Annotated in this window: 18 protein-coding genes; 9 read left to right on the top strand and 9 right to left on the bottom strand. The window is 65.8% G+C overall.

What is annotated here, in order from left to right; translation table 11 throughout:
• Positions 1-16: 16 nt before the first annotated feature.
• Both ACXJL8_RS13270 and ACXJL8_RS13265 read right to left on the bottom strand, forming a co-directional pair.
• Positions 17-745 carry a dienelactone hydrolase family protein gene (locus ACXJL8_RS13270; protein WP_456617845.1) on the bottom strand — a complete coding sequence of 243 codons (729 nt, stop codon included), beginning with the start codon at positions 743-745 and terminating at the stop codon, positions 17-19.
• On the bottom strand, positions 742-1227 hold the full coding sequence (locus ACXJL8_RS13265) for an Lrp/AsnC family transcriptional regulator (protein WP_456617844.1): 486 nt from the start codon (positions 1225-1227) through the stop codon (positions 742-744). Before ACXJL8_RS13265 ends, ACXJL8_RS13270 begins: the two co-directional genes overlap by 4 nt.
• A gap of 132 nt (positions 1228-1359) precedes the next feature.
• Between ACXJL8_RS13265 and ACXJL8_RS13260 the strand changes: the two genes are divergently transcribed.
• Positions 1360-1755: a nuclear transport factor 2 family protein gene (locus tag ACXJL8_RS13260; protein WP_456617843.1), complete on the top strand. Its 396-nt coding sequence runs from the start codon at positions 1360-1362 to the stop codon at positions 1753-1755.
• A gap of 12 nt (positions 1756-1767) precedes the next feature.
• On the opposite strand, the gene ACXJL8_RS13255 is transcribed toward ACXJL8_RS13260, so the two are convergent.
• Positions 1768-2190, bottom strand: coding sequence for a c-type cytochrome (locus tag ACXJL8_RS13255; RefSeq protein ID WP_456617842.1), 423 nt, complete (start codon positions 2188-2190; stop codon positions 1768-1770).
• A 120-nt stretch (positions 2191-2310) separates the two neighbouring features.
• Positions 2311-3027, bottom strand: a complete 717-nt coding sequence (locus ACXJL8_RS13250; RefSeq protein ID WP_456617841.1) for a L,D-transpeptidase — start codon at positions 3025-3027, stop codon at positions 2311-2313.
• A gap of 275 nt (positions 3028-3302) precedes the next feature.
• On the opposite strand from ACXJL8_RS13250, the gene ACXJL8_RS13245 reads away from it, so the two are divergent.
• The 3 genes from ACXJL8_RS13245 to ACXJL8_RS13235 all read left to right on the top strand — a co-directional run bounded on the left by ACXJL8_RS13245 (position 3303) and on the right by ACXJL8_RS13235 (position 5864).
• Positions 3303-4355 (top strand): glycosyltransferase family 4 protein, encoded by a 1053-nt coding sequence (locus ACXJL8_RS13245; protein WP_456617840.1) that lies wholly within the window; start codon positions 3303-3305, stop codon positions 4353-4355.
• Between the two features lie 33 nt (positions 4356-4388).
• Entirely contained in the window at positions 4389-5078 is a 690-nt protein-coding gene (locus ACXJL8_RS13240) for a methyltransferase domain-containing protein (RefSeq protein ID WP_456617839.1), read from the top strand.
• A gap of 126 nt (positions 5079-5204) precedes the next feature.
• On the top strand, positions 5205-5864 hold the full coding sequence (locus ACXJL8_RS13235; RefSeq protein ID WP_456685087.1) for a hypothetical protein: 660 nt from the start codon (positions 5205-5207) through the stop codon (positions 5862-5864).
• 257 nt (positions 5865-6121) lie between these two features.
• On the opposite strand, the gene ACXJL8_RS13230 is transcribed toward ACXJL8_RS13235, so the two are convergent.
• Complete coding sequence (locus ACXJL8_RS13230; protein WP_456617837.1) at positions 6122-7786, bottom strand: aminotransferase class III-fold pyridoxal phosphate-dependent enzyme; 1665 nt, start codon at positions 7784-7786, stop codon at positions 6122-6124.
• Between the two features lie 35 nt (positions 7787-7821).
• Between ACXJL8_RS13230 and asd the strand changes: the two genes are divergently transcribed.
• On the top strand, positions 7822-8685 hold the full coding sequence (gene asd / locus ACXJL8_RS13225) for an archaetidylserine decarboxylase (protein WP_456617836.1): 864 nt from the start codon (positions 7822-7824) through the stop codon (positions 8683-8685).
• 67 nt (positions 8686-8752) lie between these two features.
• A complete protein-coding gene (locus ACXJL8_RS13220; RefSeq protein ID WP_456617835.1) occupies positions 8753-9319 on the top strand; it encodes an NUDIX hydrolase in 567 nt (188 codons plus the stop codon).
• 73 nt (positions 9320-9392) lie between these two features.
• Here the strand turns inward: ACXJL8_RS13220 and ACXJL8_RS13215 are convergent, their stop codons facing one another.
• Both ACXJL8_RS13215 and ACXJL8_RS13210 read right to left on the bottom strand, forming a co-directional pair.
• Positions 9393-10817 carry a FecR domain-containing protein gene (locus ACXJL8_RS13215; RefSeq protein WP_456618091.1) on the bottom strand — a complete coding sequence of 475 codons (1425 nt, stop codon included), beginning with the start codon at positions 10815-10817 and terminating at the stop codon, positions 9393-9395.
• A gap of 258 nt (positions 10818-11075) precedes the next feature.
• On the bottom strand, positions 11076-11852 hold the full coding sequence (locus ACXJL8_RS13210) for a DUF2147 domain-containing protein (protein WP_456622432.1): 777 nt from the start codon (positions 11850-11852) through the stop codon (positions 11076-11078).
• Positions 11853-12043: 191 nt separating this feature from the next.
• Between ACXJL8_RS13210 and ACXJL8_RS13205 the strand changes: the two genes are divergently transcribed.
• The 3 genes from ACXJL8_RS13205 to ACXJL8_RS13195 all read left to right on the top strand — a co-directional run bounded on the left by ACXJL8_RS13205 (position 12044) and on the right by ACXJL8_RS13195 (position 15201).
• Positions 12044-12976: a DUF2147 domain-containing protein gene (locus ACXJL8_RS13205; protein WP_456622431.1), complete on the top strand. Its 933-nt coding sequence runs from the start codon at positions 12044-12046 to the stop codon at positions 12974-12976.
• Positions 12977-13302: 326 nt separating this feature from the next.
• On the top strand, positions 13303-14520 hold the full coding sequence (locus ACXJL8_RS13200) for an extensin family protein (RefSeq protein ID WP_456685086.1): 1218 nt from the start codon (positions 13303-13305) through the stop codon (positions 14518-14520).
• A 99-nt stretch (positions 14521-14619) separates the two neighbouring features.
• The gene (locus ACXJL8_RS13195) at positions 14620-15201 is read left to right on the top strand and encodes a histidine phosphatase family protein (RefSeq protein ID WP_456622429.1); all 582 of its coding nucleotides are present in this window, start codon (positions 14620-14622) and stop codon (positions 15199-15201) included.
• An 18-nt stretch (positions 15202-15219) separates the two neighbouring features.
• Here the strand turns inward: ACXJL8_RS13195 and ACXJL8_RS13190 are convergent, their stop codons facing one another.
• Both ACXJL8_RS13190 and ACXJL8_RS13185 read right to left on the bottom strand, forming a co-directional pair.
• Complete coding sequence (locus ACXJL8_RS13190; protein ID WP_456622428.1) at positions 15220-15561, bottom strand: DUF6665 family protein; 342 nt, start codon at positions 15559-15561, stop codon at positions 15220-15222.
• A 54-nt stretch (positions 15562-15615) separates the two neighbouring features.
• The coding region (locus ACXJL8_RS13185; protein ID WP_456685088.1) for a TetR/AcrR family transcriptional regulator C-terminal domain-containing protein at positions 15616-15773 on the bottom strand (158 nt) is incomplete at its 5' end.

Raw genomic sequence — 15773 nt, 5'->3', positions numbered from 1 at the left:
CGTCCATCGGGATCTGCTAGCGCAGTCTCAGCCCGAAGACTTCCTCGAGCAGGCTGAGCATCGCGGCCCAGGAGCGGCGCTCGGCCGCTTCGTGATAGGCATGGTTCGGCACGTCCTGACCAACGAGCTCGGGATTGGTGAAGCAATGCGCCGCACCGCCATAGACATGAGCCTGCCAGTCGACGGCGGTCGCGCGCATGTCCCGCTCGAAATTGGCGAGCTGCGTGAGGGATACGAGGGCGTCGGCGGCACCGTGACACACCAGCACCCTGGCCTTGATATTCGCTGAATCCTCCGGCCGCTCGTTCGGGAAACCGCCATGGAAGCTCACGACGGCCGCGAGATCGGCGCCGGTCCGCGCCAGCTCCAGTGCCGTCGTGCCGCCGAAGCAATAGCCGATGGCGGCGAGCCGCGTGGCGTCAACCGCCTGCTGCCCCGCCAGGGCGGTGCGCGCCGCTTCCGCCCGCTCGCGCCAGCGCGCGGTGTCGGCGCGCAAACCGTTCATCAACTCGATCGCCTGCGGCACGTCGGGAGCCGTTCTGCCGCCGCCGTAGAGATCGGCCACCAGCACGACAAGGCCAAGTCCGGCCAACCGCTCCGCACATGCGATCGCATGGCTGCCGATGCCGCGGGCGTCGGGGAACAGGACGATGCCCGGACCTCGGGCGGTTGCGGCTGCGTCGGTGACGAGGACGCCCTGAAGTTCTGCGATGCTGTCGCGATATCGGAGAATTGCCTGCGTCATGGTGCTGCCAAATGCGAGAGGGGCAGGGGCGCACCCGCCTTCAGCGTCTGGATCGCGATGCTGCTGCGAACCTCGCGCACGATGGGCAGATTGAGCAGCTTGTCGACCAGGAAGCGCTGGTAGTCCTCGAGCTCGGGCACCACGATTTCGAGGAGGTAGTCGACCTCGCCGGACACGAGGTGACAGGCGACCACTTCGGGCATCGCCACGACCGTGTGCTCGAACGCCAGCGCCTGCTGGTTGGCGTGGCCGTTGATCTTGACGCCGAGAAAGGCCGAGAAGCCGAGCCCGATGCGGCCGCGCCGCAGCGAGGCGCGGTAGCCGTCGATATAGCCGTCCTGCTCCAGCCGCCGCGTGCGGCGGAGGCAGGGCGAGGGCGACAGGCCGACCCGATCCGCCAGTTCGATATTGCTCAGTCGCGCATTGGTCTGGAGTTCGGCGACGATGCGCCGGTCGATCGCATCCAGCTCGCATTTTGGCATAAAGCGCATCCCGTTTGATCGAAGAGGGCGCAATGTTGCGCCGGGAGCGGCAAGACTAGCTCACTTCGCAAGGACATGCCTCCGCTTTCCATGGGATGGATTGCGCCGACCCCGTCACCAATGGAGTGAGCCATGACCGAAAGCCCGACCGTTGCGCCGCTGCTGGAGGCTGTCGCGCGCTACTTCACGCTGATGTACGACAACGACGTGTCGCAGTTCGATCGCGTCTTTGCGGCGACCGCGCAGCTCCACGGATGTCGCGACGCCGAATTGCGGACATTGCCGGCTCATGACTACAGGACGATGCTGGCGGCGACCCCGTCGCCGAAATCCAGAGATGCACCGCGCCTTCAGGAGATATTGCTGATCGATCTGGCATCGCCCGTACAAGCGCTGGTGAAGGTCCGGGTCCGGATCGATGTGCTCCAGTATGTCGACTATCTGGCGTATCACCGTATCAATGACGCCTGGCTGATCACGGCGAAATCGTTCCATGTCGAGCGACGATATGAGGCTGCGGGATCATGACCGGCAGTGATCCTATGGCTGGCCGGCCACGGATTGCAGATACGCAACAACCTTGGGCGCTTCGTCCGCGGAGACGCCGCCATAGGGCTGCATCTTGTTGCCCGACACGACTTCATCCGGCTTGACCATGAAGCGGGTGAGCTTGTCCTTGTCCCAGACGAAGCCGGCTTCCTTCATCGACGGAGAGTAGTTGTAGTCGGGCAGCGAGCCTGCCTTCCGTCCGACGATCTTGCTGAGGTTGGGGCCCAGGCGATTGTCGCCCTCCTTCACCGAGTGACACGTGCGGCAGGAATTGTTGAACGCCTGCTGAGCTGCCTCGTCGTTCGCCGGCTGCTGGGCGAGCGAGGAGTGCGCGAACAGGAGCAGCGTCAATGCTCCGGCGCCGGCGATCGAGCGCAGCCATGGGCTTGGCGACGTTTGCCGGACCGATCGCATCTGCGCCTCCATGAGGATCGCGCTCACGCTGCTCGAGGCGAGGTCGCCCGGAGAGCATGATGCAAACGAAAACGGCCCCGGTGGGTTCCGGGGCCGTTTGCGTCAGAATGTCCTGTCGCTTTATCGCGTGGCGGCGCCGAGATCCGCGCGGCGTTCCGTCATCGGCAGCACGATCACCTTGGTGCCGACGTTGACGCGGGAATAGAGGTCGGTGACGTCGTCGTTGGTCAGGCGAATGCAGCCCGAGGAGACGTGCTTGCCGATGGTGTCGGGCGCGTTGGTGCCGTGGATGCGGTAGATGGTGCCGCCGAGATACATGGCGCGGGCGCCGAGCGGGTTGCCGGGGCCGCCGGCCATGTGGCGCGGCAGATAGGGCTGGCGGGCGATCATCTCCGGCGGCGGGGTCCAGTCCGGCCACTCGGCCTTCTTGGTCACCGACTGCACGCCGGACCAGGTGAAGCCGTCGCGGCCGACGCCGATGCCGTAGCGGACGGCCTGACCATTGCCGAGCACATAATAAAGATAGGTGTTGGGCGTATCGATGATGATGGTGCCCGGCGCCTCGCGCGTCGCGTAGGCGACGGTCTGGCGGCGGAAGCGCGCCGGCATCTCGACCGCGTCCTGGTCCTCGGAGGGAGCTGCCTGGTAAGGCGTCGCCTGGTAGGGCTGATAGGGCTGGATCGGCTGCGGCGCCGCCATCGGCGGCAGCGGCTGGAAGAAGGGGAAAAGCTGCACGGGCGCGGCCTTGGCCGGGCCGGCGAATGCGATTGCGGTAACAGCCATTGCGCTCAAAGCAACGGCGCGCGAATACGTCTTGAACGTGCCCAGATTGAACATTTGATCGCCCCTGTTTGCTCGGTGTTTTTGCTCACCGCGGCACCGCTACCGGTGCTCCGTTGCCTAAATCACTAACGGCAAAAAGTTTCGGGACGTTTGCGCGGAAAACCGAAAACGGTTTCGTCGCGGCAAGGATTGTTTCATGACAGTTTCGTGGCCGCGCGGACTCGTTAACGAACAAAACAGCGGGCGGACACTTATATGACGTCACACGCCTGAAATATCCGTGGTTGATGGTCGTAAGCCGAGAATCATCAAACTCTCGGGATTTCCCCATGCGGGTATTAATCGCGACTGACGCCTGGCATCCGCAGGTTAACGGTGTGGTCCGGACCCTGACCTCGCTGACCGCTGCCGCCAAGGCGCTCGACGTCGAGATCGACTTCCTGACGCCGGACGGCTTTCCGTCATGGCCGCTGCCGACCTATCCGGGCCTGCGGATCGCGTTGCCGAGCGGCAAGGAGATCGCGCGGCGGATCGAGAAGGCTGCGCCGGAAGCCCTGCACATCGCGACCGAAGGCCCGATCGGCTGGGCGGCGCGGGCCTATTGCCGCCGCAACCGGCTCGCCTTCACCACATCCTATACGACGCGCTTTCCGGAATACGTCTCGGTGCGGACCGGCATTCCCGCCGCCGCCGGCTATGCCGTGCTGCGCCATTTCCACGATGCCGCGGCCATGACCATGGTGGCGACGCCGTCGCTGCGGCAGGAGCTCTCCGAGCGCGGCTTCAAGCGGCTCGGGTTCTGGACGCGCGGCGTCAATACCGAACTGTTCCACCCGGACTCCCCGGCCAGGCTCGACCTGCCCGGTCCGATCTTCATGACGATGGGACGCGTGGCAGTGGAGAAGAATCTCGAAGCGTTTCTCTCGCTCGATCTTCCCGGCACCAAGGTCGTCGTCGGCGACGGCCCGCAGAAGGCGCAGCTCGAAAAGAAATATCCGGACGTCGTCTTCCTCGGCGAAAAGAAGGGCGCAGACCTCACCGCGCATCTGGCCGCCGCCGACGTCTTCGTCTTCCCGAGCCTCACCGACACCTTCGGCGTGGTGCAGCTCGAGGCGCTCGCCTGCGGCACGCCGGTGGCGGCGTTTCCGGTGACGGGCCCGAAGGATGTCATTGCCGATCATCCGATCGGTGCGATCGACCATGATCTGCGCACCGCGTGCCTGCGCGCACTGACCATGTCGCGCGAGACCTGCCGCAATTTCGCGCTGGAGCGCTCCTGGGAAAACAGTGCGCGCCAGTTCGTCGGAAACCTCACCTCACTCCAGCCCAGCCGCATCCTGCGCGCCTCGCCTCGCATGGCGCGGCGGCCGGTGCGCGGCTGATCGACCCTTTGACCCACAGCGAGAACCTCATCGATGGCTAAGATCATGAACCTTGACGGCACCCAGCAGCTCGACCTCACCCGTGGTACGGTCGAGCAGGCCTACGATCGCTGGGCGCCCGTCTACGATCTCGTGTTCGGCGGCGTGTTCGCCAAGGGCCGGCAGGCGGCGATCGCGGCCACCAACAAGATCGGCGGCCGTGTGCTCGAGGTCGGCGTCGGCACCGGCATCTCGCTGCCGCTCTACGCGCCGCATCTGCGCATCTTCGGCACCGACATTTCGGAAGCGATGCTCGACAAGGCGCGCCAGCGCGTCGCCGAGGGCAAGCTGAAGAACGTCGAGGGCCTCGCGGTGATGGACGCCGAGAAGCTCGAATTCCCCGACAATTCCTTCGACGTCGTCATGGCGCAGTACGTCGTCACGGCGGTGCCGAATCCGGAGGCCGCGCTCGACGAATTCGCCCGCGTGCTGCGTCCCGGCGGCGAGCTGATCATCCTCACCCGCGTCAGCGCGGACGCCGGCATGCGCCGCTTCATCGAGCAGAAGCTCCAGCCGGTGGTGCGTCCGCTCGGCTTCCGCACCGCCGAGTTCGCCTGGTCGCGCTATGTGAAGTGGCTCGCCGGCGCCAACGGCATCGAGCTCGCCGAGCGCCGCCTGATTCCGCCGCTCGGCCATTTCTCGCTGGTGCGCTTCCGCAAGGTGGACGTCGCCAAGGCGGCCTGAGCTCCCGCTCACGCGTTGCGTGCGTCATCGCGCCGCTGCACATCGTCACATGACAAAATGATGATGTCACACGGCGTACACCGAATCCCTGTAAATCCCGTACCCGAAAGCATTTTGGGGGAGAGCATGATCAAGAATTATCTCGAGCAGCTGCGGATCCAGCGCTGGGACGACCATCGCTACTATCACCACAGCCGCATCAACCAGAGCCTGCACTTCGTCAGCGCGCTGAGCTTCCTGTTTGCCTATGTCTGGCTGTTCGTCGATCCCATGGTCTCGGCGCTGGTCGGCTGGCTGGTCTCGATGACCTCGCGCCAGGCCGGTCACTTCTTCTTCGAACCGCACGATTACGACCACATCAACCAGGCGACGCACGAGTACAAGGAAGACATCAAGGTCGGCTACAACCTTCAGCGCAAGGTGGTGCTGATGGCGATCTGGGCGCTGTCGCCGCTGGTGCTGGTTGTCGATCCCACGCTGTTCGGCCTGTTCACGCCCTGGGCCAGCGCGACCGACTTCATGCGTCAGGTCGCCAAGATCTGGCTTGTGATCGGCGGCGGCGGCCTCCTGTTCCGCACCGTGCACCTGTTCTTCATCCGCGACGTCGAGACCGGCCTCGTCTGGATGACCAAGATCCTGACCGACCCCTTCCACGATCTGATGCTCTATCGCAGCGCTCCGCTGGCGCTGATGCGCGGCGAGCTGATGGATCCGGGCCYGCACCTCAATCCCGAGCACACGCTGGGCTTGATCGGCGAGCCCACGCTGGAAGAGCAGCACGCCTGAGCGCGCGCCTCACAGCAAGCACTCCGATGTCCGATGGTTGCGTCATGCCCGGCCTTGTGCCGGGCATCCACGTCTTGGGGGCTCCGAACGCGGTGCTTCCTTCGCCTCTCCCCGCGTGCGGGGAGATTGGATCGAGCGGCGCCGCAAACGCCGTCATTCCGGGGCGATGCGTAGCATCGAACCCGGAATCTCGAGATTCCGGGCTCGGTCCTGCGGACCGCCCCGGAATGACGGTGGCTGTGTTGAGAGAACCGGCCTCAGCGCCCGAAGCGCTTGGCCAGCATCTCTTTCAAAATCTGCCGCTTGATATTCTTGTTGGTGAGCACGCCGTCATGCCACCAGAAGCCGTCGGCCTTCATCTTCTCGGCGGCGCGGACGAAGCGTTCGGCGACTTCGGTGAAATCGGCGTCGGTGTAGTTCAGGCTGAAGATCAGCCGGCCGGTCCCGACCCAGCTCAGCGACAGGCCCTCGGCGCGCAGGTAATATTGCAGCATCCAATTATAGCGGGACGGCGTGGTGTATTTCACCGTCCAGATCGACGAGAAGTTGGCGAACCGCACCGGCAGGCCGGCGTCCGTCATCATCTGGTTGAGCTTTTGGGCGCGGCCGTTCCAGGTGGCGTCCAGCCCGTCATAGATGGCGCGGAAGTTCGGGCTGGCGAGCCGGCTCAAGAACTCGTCCATCGCCGTCATGACGTAGGGATGCGAGTTGAAGGTGCCGCGGGCGAAGCAGATATCGGCCGGGCGATCGTCGTTGAAGCGGCGCATCAGCTCGCGTTTGCCGCAGACCACGCCGACCGGCAGGCCGCCGGCGAGGCTCTTGCCGTAGGTCACCATGTCGGCCTTGACGCCGAAATATTCCTGGGCGCCGCCGGCAGCGAGACGGAAGCCGACGAAGACCTCGTCGAAGATCAGCACGATGCCGCGCTCGGTGCAGACTTCGCGCAGCTTCTTCAACCATTCAGTGTAGGCCGCGCGGTCAAAGTTGCCGCCGCGGGAGCTGTCGACCAGCGAGGAATCGCCGGGCGCGTTGCCGTTCGGATGCAGGCCCTGCAACGGGTTGACCAGCACGCAGGCAATGTCCTTGCGCGTGCGCAGCACGTGCAGCGTCTTCTCCGACATCTCGGCGAGGGTGTAGGTCTCGTGCGCGGGAATCGGGTTACCGACGCCGGGCTGCACGTCGCCCCACCAGCCGTGATAGGCGCCGGCAAAGCGGACCAGATGCGTGCGCTTGGTGTGGTAGCGCGCGAGCCGCACCGCCTGCATCACGGCCTCGGTGCCGGACATGTGGAACGAGACCTCGTCGAGGCCCGAGATCTGGCAGAGCCGTTGTACGTTCTCGAGGATGACCGGATGGTAGGGCCCGAGCACCGGACCGAGCGCGTGCGCCCGCTTCTCCGAGCCCTCGATGCACTCCTTGTAGAAGTCGTTGCCGAAGATGTTGACGCCGTAGGACCCGGTGAGGTCGTAGGAGGTGTTGCCGTCGACATCCGTGACGGTGACGCCGCTGGACGATTCCATGAAGGTCGAGGTGCCCAGATGCTCGCGGACCAGGCGCGAGAACTGGAACGGCACGCGGTAGGTCTCGGTGAAGTTCAGGTCGGAGATCGTCTCCGCCGCCTCCTTCGTCATCGCGCGGCCCTTGGGGTAGCGCTCGGCGTAAAGCTTGGCGAGGCGGAAAAAGGCGTCCTTGCGCTGGGCCACGATGTTTGCGGGCGCGCCGTCGCAGCCGAAGTACTTGTCGCCTTCGAACTCGTAGAACGGGAGCAGCCGCGCCACCCGGCGCGACATCTTGGAGTGTCCGGCGAGCGACCGGTGCTTGGCGCGGGAGAGTTCGATCCGCGCCTTGATCTTCGGGAAGGCGGCGGCAGCGGACGCTGCGGCGGCCACGGAAAATGAGAGAATCGGGAGTGTCGTTTCCATGACAACAAGCGCTAATACTGCGAGCTGACAGATTCATGACAGTCAAAGCCCTCATCGCCTCTTTCACCCAGCAGGAAGACCTCAACTTCCTGTTGACCAACCGCATCCCCCGCGCCGCGCTGACCCGCTTCATGGGCTGGTTCTCCAAGATCGAGAACCCGCTCGTGCGGGACTTCTCGATCGCGCTGTGGAAGCTATTCTCCGACCTCGATTTGTCGGAGGCGAAGAAGACCCATTTCAAGAGCCTGCACGACTGCTTCACCCGGGAGCTCAAGCCGGGCCTGCGGCCCTTTGATCCGGACCCTTGCATTGTCGCCAGCCCGTCGGACGGCATCGTCGGCGCCCATGGCCGGATCGCCGACACCGAGCTGTTCCAGGTCAAGGGCGCGCCCTATTCGCTGCTCGACCTGCTCGGCGATTCTGCTTTGGTGGATCAGCACCGCAACGGAAGCTTCGTCACGCTGCGGTTGACCTCGAGCATGTATCATCGCTTCCACGCGCCCTACGATGCACACATCGAACGCGTCACGCTGATCCATGGCGACGTCTGGAACGTCAACCCGATCGCGCTGAAGCGGGTCGAGCGTCTGTTCTGCAAGAACGAGCGCGCAGTGATCCGTACCCATCTGTCGACCGGCGAGGCCGTGACACTGGTGCCGGTTGCAGCCATCCTGGTCGCGAGCATCCGGCTGCACTTCCTCGACATGGTGCTGAATGCGCAGACCAGGGGGCCGGTCAACTTTCCCTGCGATGTCAATGTGACCAAGGGCGAGGAGCTCGGCTGGTTCGAGCACGGCTCGACCATCATCATCCTGGCGCCCGGCGATTTCACCTTCTGCGACGGCATCGCCGAGGGCACGCGCATCCACGCCGGTCAAGCACTGTTGAGAAAAAACTAGCCTTCAATCCGCCGTCTCCGCCGCCTATATCGTCCGCGGGGACGGTTCGACACGGCGAGACTTTTCGATGGCGCGGGCGCCGGTTCTGGCGGCGGGTGGTATTGTGTTGCGGCGGGGCGCGCCGCCGCTGGTTGCGGTCGTGCGTCAGCGCAAGCGTAACGAATGGGTTTTGCCCAAGGGCAAGCTCGACGACGGCGAGACGCCAAAGCAAGCCGCACACCGCGAGGTGCTGGAGGAGACCGGCCACGACGTCGCCATCCACGAATTTTTGGGCACACTCGTCTACCAGTCTGGCGGGCGCTCCAAGGCCGTGCACTTCTGGCGCATGGAGGCCGAGGGCGGGCCGGTCCGCAAGCTGATGAACGACATCAAGGCGGTCGACTGGCTGACGCTGGAGGATGCGATCGCGCGCCTGTCGCGTGAATATGAGCGCGCCTTCCTGGTGCAGATCGGACCGATCGCGATCGCTGCCGCCGGGCTCGCGCCGGCGGATGCGGACGCGACACCGCCGCTCGCACGCGACGACGTCGACGCCGCCTTGCAGACCCTGACACCGGCCGAAGCCGCCTCCGTCGACGAACTGCGGCATGGCCTGCTGCAGAAGGTGAGAGCGTGGCTGCGCGGCGAGGCGTGAGCTCGCTTTTCACCTCTCCCCGCAAGAGCGGGGCGAGGGAGCGCACCGAGCGCGTCGACGCACACGCTAGACTTCACCGCCGCTCCTTCTTCTCCCTCGGAGCGGGCGCCGGCTTGCGCGGTGCTGCGGGGCGCTGCGCGCCCGGCAGGCGCTGCTGGAATCCGCCCTGGCGTTGAATGCCGCCTGGTTGCTGGGCTGCAGGCGGCTGACCGGGCTGCAATCCGGTGCGCGGCGTTTGTGGTTGCGGCGTTCCGCCCGGTTGAGGCGGCGTCGCTGCCCCGGGCCGCGCCGGAATCTGTCCACCGTGCGGCGGTTGCGCCTGCGATGCACCGCCCGGCTGCGTGCCTGGTCCGCTGCGCGGCGCGCCAGCCGGACGCCCCGCACCTTGCTGCTGACCTTGGCCGGCGCGCGGCGTGCCCGGCTGCACGGCGCCGCCTTGACCCTGCCGCTGCGGCGGCTGCGCGCCTGGCTGCGTTCCTTGGCGGTTCGGCGCGCCCGGCTGCTGCTGACCTGGACGGTTGTTCAGCCCCGGCTGGCCGTTCGGCCGCTGTTGTCCCGGCGGGGTGGCCGGCCGCAATTGCTGCTGCTGCGGCGGCTGGAGCGGGCGCGGAATGCGGCTGCTCGCGCCGGGATTGGCGCGGCGGAAGTCGCGTTGCTCGGTGACGATCTGGCGCCCCGTGGTCTGCGCCAGATGCACCTGGCTGACGAAGCCGCGGTCGCGCGCGATCTGCTGCGGTGGAATCGTGATCGGCACCGCGGCGAAGCGCATGGCGCCGGCGGCGCCCGCGCCGGGGCGGATCGCAAAGCCGCTCGCGCCTTGCGTCAGCGCGCCGAGCCGCGTGCCGCTGCTGCGGTCGTCGACGTCGATGTGGCCGACGCGGCCGTCGGCATCGGGATAGAGCTTGATGTTGACGTTGTTGGCGCTGCTCGCGGCTGCGCCTTCCGGCACGTCGACGACGCCGGTGGTGCCGCGGATGCCGAGCGTCGCGGTCGGCGTCGTGATCTTCATGTCGCCGGTCTTCGCCACCGCCGCGGCGACGAAGGCGACCGTGCCCTTGCCGATGTCGACGATCGCCGAATTCTGCTTGCCGCCGTCCTCATAGACGTAATTGTCGATGGTGATTTTTGCGCTGGCGGAGAGATTGAAGGTGGTCGCATCGTTGAAGGTGATGCCGAGCGAGGATTTCGACGAGGTCTGCACGGTGTCGTTGAGATAGATGTCGTCGCGGACTTTCAGCGGGTACGAGTTCTTGTCGCGGATCACGGTCGCGATTCCTGTCACGGTCGCGACGTTGCCGATCGGCTCGACGGTGGCGGGCTGCGCCTCCGCGGCCGGTGTCGGCGAGGCCGATGGCGTCGGGGAGGGCGCGGGTGCCGGCTGCGCTTGCGGCTGTACCTGCGCGAGTTCGATTGTATCGGATGCAGATGCCACGCTCGCGCCGGCCAGCGGCAACGCCAGCAGCGGAAGCGCGAACGCGAAGCGGCGCCAAGCCACGATAAAAGTCACGAGGAAGTCCCGGTGAGAAACGCGAGGCGAGATCGGCCGATATCAGCCGGCGGCGGCTGAATGGCGGATGAACGTCTGTCGCATGGGAGAGGCGAATGTACAAATGCCACGTCCCTGCATGAGGGACGTGGCATTTGATTCTGGCTCGTCATTCCGGGGCGCGCGATAGCGCGAACCCGGAATCTCGAAGTTGTAGCGCGAGATCCCGGGTTCGATGCTGCGCATCGCCCCGGGATGACACCTTCGGTGTCAGCTCACGCGCTTCCAGGTCTGGCCGCCGCAGAACATGCCGCCGAAGGCGCAGCCCTGCACGCGCATCGCATTCGGGCCCTTCATCGCGATCGTGGAGTCGTAGTTGCGGCCGGAGTCGGGATCGTGGATGCGGCCGCTCCACTTCGAGCCCTCGGGCTTCATGTTGATCAGGATGCGCGCGTTGGTCTTCTCGGCATAACCGCAGAGATTGGCGCCGCACTGTTCGACGCGGACATTGCCCTTGTTCTCTTCGGTCGCCCACACGCCGATCGGCGTGTTCGCAGCCGGGGCGGGCGCGGCGGCAATGGGAGCCGGCGCAACGGCGACCGGCGCGGGCGCGGCAACGGGGGCGGGAGCCGCAGCGGGCGCGGGCTGCGTCGTATTGTCGAAGCCGGCGGAGGGCGCGGCGGCGACCGTCGTGGCCGGCGCGGCAACCGCAGGCGCGGCCGGTGTGGTCGCCTGGGCCGGCGCCGGCTGCACTGGCTGCTGCTGCACCGGAGCCGGTGCCGGCTGCGCCGTCGTGGCCGGAGCCGGCGTGGTGTCGGTGTCATCGTCCTTGGAGCCAAGGCCGTTGAGGTTGATGTTGTTCAGCTTGATCGGCTTGTTCGACAGGCCCGGCGCGACGATGGTCACGCAGTCGAGCGAGGCGCAGTTGCGCGGCGTCTCGATGCGGATGTGCTGGCCCTCGATCTGGAACGAGATCGAATTGCCGGCATGGGCTGCGGCGGTCGAAGCGAGGAAGAGCGCGGTGGTCGCGATATAGAGCTTGTTCATGACAACCTCCCATAATTTCGTGGTCCCGATGACCTGAAGTCGGTGAACGACTGAACGTGGTTCGACCCTACGCCGGGCCCGTCCCGCCTTCTGTGACGGATGTCACAACGGCCTCGCACCCTTGGGTGAGCCAGCGCACATTCAGCCGCCATTGCTCTGCGTAACCTCGTCGCGACACTGAGGAGGCGTCGATGCCGCGGCTTGTGACTTCGCTTGGCACCTTGATCGCGCTGGCGGCGATGTCGCCCGCAGCCCAGGCCGGTTCCTATTCCTTCTCGGTCGGCGGCCATCGGTTCCATGTCGAGGCGCCGCGCAATTGCAGATCCACCTCCTGTGTTTCGATTTCCGATCGCAGCCTCCGGCCGACGGAAGATGTCAATACGGCACCGGCCCCGGCGCGCGCGCCAGTCGTCCAGGCGCCGCAGCCGGCCTGTCCGGCAGCCCCGGTGCGGCCGCCGCAGGCGACCGTGGCCGCGCCGCCACCAGTGCCGTCGGTCCCCGTCCTTGCCGCGACGACGTCGCAGCCCGTCGTGCCGCCGCCGGCGCCAAGAGCTGAGACGCCAAGGCTTGAGACATCAAGGCTCGATACATCAAGACTTGAGACATCAAGGCTCGAGGCGCCGGGTCCGAATCCGCCACGGATTGATCTGCAGCGCGTAGATCCGCCGAAGATAGTCACGCTCGATCCGCCGCGGATGGAGCCGCCGGCCATCGTGCCGGGGCCCGAGATGACGCAAACGGTACCGATCGCGCGGCGCGGCGACGACGAGCCGGCCTATTCGCCGCTCGGCGAATGGGAGAGCCCAGGTGCCAAGGGCACGGTTCGGATCGAGCGCTGTGGAGCCGCATTGTGCGGGTTCGCGCTCACTGAGGCGTCGAACAGGGGTGAGAGCGTGCTTGTCAACATGAAGCCGAAAACGCACGACGTCTGGACCGGCAGCATCTACAGCCGCTCCAGCGGCAGTACCTATTACGCGACGATGACGCTGAGAGGCTCTCGCACGCTCCACGTCGAGGCCTGTGCGCTTGGCCACCTCTGGTGCTCCGGCAATGACTGGACGCGGGTCGAGGAGCAGCGGGAGAAGCTGATCACGACATCGCGGCAGTGGAGTGCAAGGTCGTAGTTCTTTTTCGATCCAGGCACGCTGCCGTCGATGGATGCTGCTAGATCATGCCGAGCACGATGGCGCCGACGAAGGCCATAGCGAGGTACGCAGTAATAACGCTCAGTCTTCCGACGAACGTCATGACGTTGCTCCCTGGGATCGGTCTGTCTGTTCGCGCCGCTTTGCGCATAACAATTATGGTTAACAGAAAATCCTCCGCCAAAAAAGTCAGCCTTGCTGTCTCTCATCCGAAGCAATGATCGGCCGCGCGGGCCGACATGGTTAAGCAAAGCTGAAATCGACACGTTGAAGAGTCTTTAAGTAAATTCACCGAACGTGCGCGCATGACGCGCGGAGTTCGTTTGTATCTCGTCGGCTCCATCGTCCTTGTTTCGCTTGCGGGTTGCGGACGCGGCTTTTTCCAGGCCGAACGTGAACCGTGGCGGGCCGAGGCAGAAGCGGCATGCCTGAAATCGGGCGCGGTGAAAGAGAGCGCGGACATCGTCCGCATCGAGCCGATCTCCGGCCCCGGCATGTGCGGCGCCGAGTTCCCGCTGAAGRTCGCCGCCATCGGCGAAGGCTCCGCGAGCTATGGCTTCGCCGACGAGGAGTTACGCCCTCCGGGGAGCATCGGCAACCAGCCGCGCTGGCCGGTGACGCAGCCGCGACCGAATTATCCGCAAAGCCAGAACTATCCTTCATCCGCCTATCCGCAGCGCCAAAACTATCCCGAGAGCGCGGTGCGCCAGCCGTCCGGCTATGGCGCCTCATCCGGTCCGGTCTCGCTCAGCGCGCCCGGCGTGGCGCCGCAGGAGGACGAAATCGATCTGCCGCCCGAAGGCACCGATGCCGCGGGCGCGGCGCGCTACATGAATGCGCCGAGCTATCCGGCACGGCCGCCCGGTCCGGCGCCTTACTCGCAAGCGCCTGCGCAACAGCCGCTGCCGCGCCTCGGTCCTGCGCAGGGCAATGCGGTCACCGCCGTCGGCCCGGTCGCGGTGAAACCGGTGGCGACGCTGGCCTGTCCGATCGTGTCCGAGCTCGACCGCTGGTTCGCCGACACCGTGCAGCCGTCGGCGATGCGCTGGTTCGGCTCCCGCGTCGTCGAGATCAAGCAGATCTCCGCCTATTCCTGCCGCGGCATGAACGGCAATTCCCACGCCCACATTTCCGAGCATGCCTTCGGCAACGCGCTCGACATCGCCGCCTTCGTGCTCGCCGACGGCCGTCGCGTCACGGTGAAGGACGGCTGGCGCGGCATGCCGGAGGAGCAGGGTTTTCTGCGCGACGTGCAGTCGGGCGCGTGCGCGCACTTCACCACGGTGCTGGCACCGGGCTCGAACGTCTATCACTACGATCACATCCACGTCGACCTGATGCGCCGCGCCAGCCGTCGCCTGATCTGCCAGCCCGCCGCGGTCTCCGGCGAAGAGGTTGCCGGGCGGGCGCAGCAGCGCAATCCCTATGCGAACAGGCGCGATCCCTACGTCACCGGCTCGCTCGGTGCGCGCAAGAGCAAGCACGAGAAGATCAACGAGGAAGACGAGTTCGCCGACGATTAGTTGCGTGTTTTTTTGTAGCCCGGATGAGCGAAGCGATATCCGGGAACAGCCTTCCCGCATATCGCTTCGCTCATGCGGGCTRCGATCGCGTCAACCGAAATGTCTATCGTCCGCTATCTCACCCATCCCCAGGTGCAAATCGATCCCGACGTTCCGGTGCCGCAATGGGGCCTGAGCCCGATCGGCCGCACGCGCACTGAAGCGCTGGCGCAGGCGAGCTGGCTCGCGAACACCACGCAGATCATCTCCAGCGGCGAGCGCAAGGCGATCGAGACCGCCGAGATCATTGCCGGCCAGCTCGGCATCCTGATCGAAATCCGCGAGGCCATGCATGAGAACGACCGCTCGGCGACCGGCTTCCTGAAGCCGGTCGAATTCGAAGCGGTGGCCGATCAATTCTTTGCGCAGCCGCATCTCAGCGTCCGCGGCTGGGAGCGTGCCATCGATGCGCAGGCGCGCATCGTGCGCGAGACCGAGGCGGTGCTGGCCCGCAATCATTCCGGCGACGTTCTCTTCGTCGGCCACGGCGCCGTCGGCACGCTGTTGTTTTGCCACACTGCCGGCCATTCCATCGATCGCCGCCACGATCAGCCCGCCGGCGGCGGCCACGTCTTTGCGTTCACGCGCGAGGCGCGCCAGATCCTGCACGGCTGGCGAAGACTGGAAGAGATCGGGGCCTAGCTCTACGGAGCCGGAAAGTCATTTCGAGGTTGGCTGCGACGGTGCGGGGACCAGGCCCATGCACCGCTGCACCTCGCCGGGGACGTTGTAGGTCCGCATGATGTGCTGGCTGTCGCGCAAGCCGGTCGCCTCACGTTGCACCACGAGCATCCAGAGCGCGTGGCCGGCTTCCATCACCAGCTTGCGCCTGGCCGGCTGCATCGACGCCGGAATGCCCGAGGGCGCGTGCGCGGCATCGAACTCGCGCAGGCGCGCGAGCGCCTGTTCCAGCGCGTGACCCATTCGTCCAAGCGCGGAGGCCTGTTCCTGGACGATCTCATAATGGAGGATATCGACGGGCGGGCGAAGATCACGAGACATGGCCCAAACATAATGCCGTGAGGCCGGCATGTGCAACGCGTCGCCCGCTTGCGGCTACTTCGCCCGGTACGCCGCCAGAAACATCCGCGTTGCGCTGTCGATCACCTCGGTCATGCGTTCTTCCGACGGCGCGGGTGCGGCCTGGAAGACGAAGGGCAGGAACAGCGAGGCCTTACACAGCTCCATGAACTGCGAGGCGGCAAGGTCGCAAT

The sequence above is a fragment of the Bradyrhizobium sp. P5_C11_2 genome (genome assembly GCF_054049755.1).
This window is presented reverse-complemented; position numbering and strand designations above follow the sequence as displayed.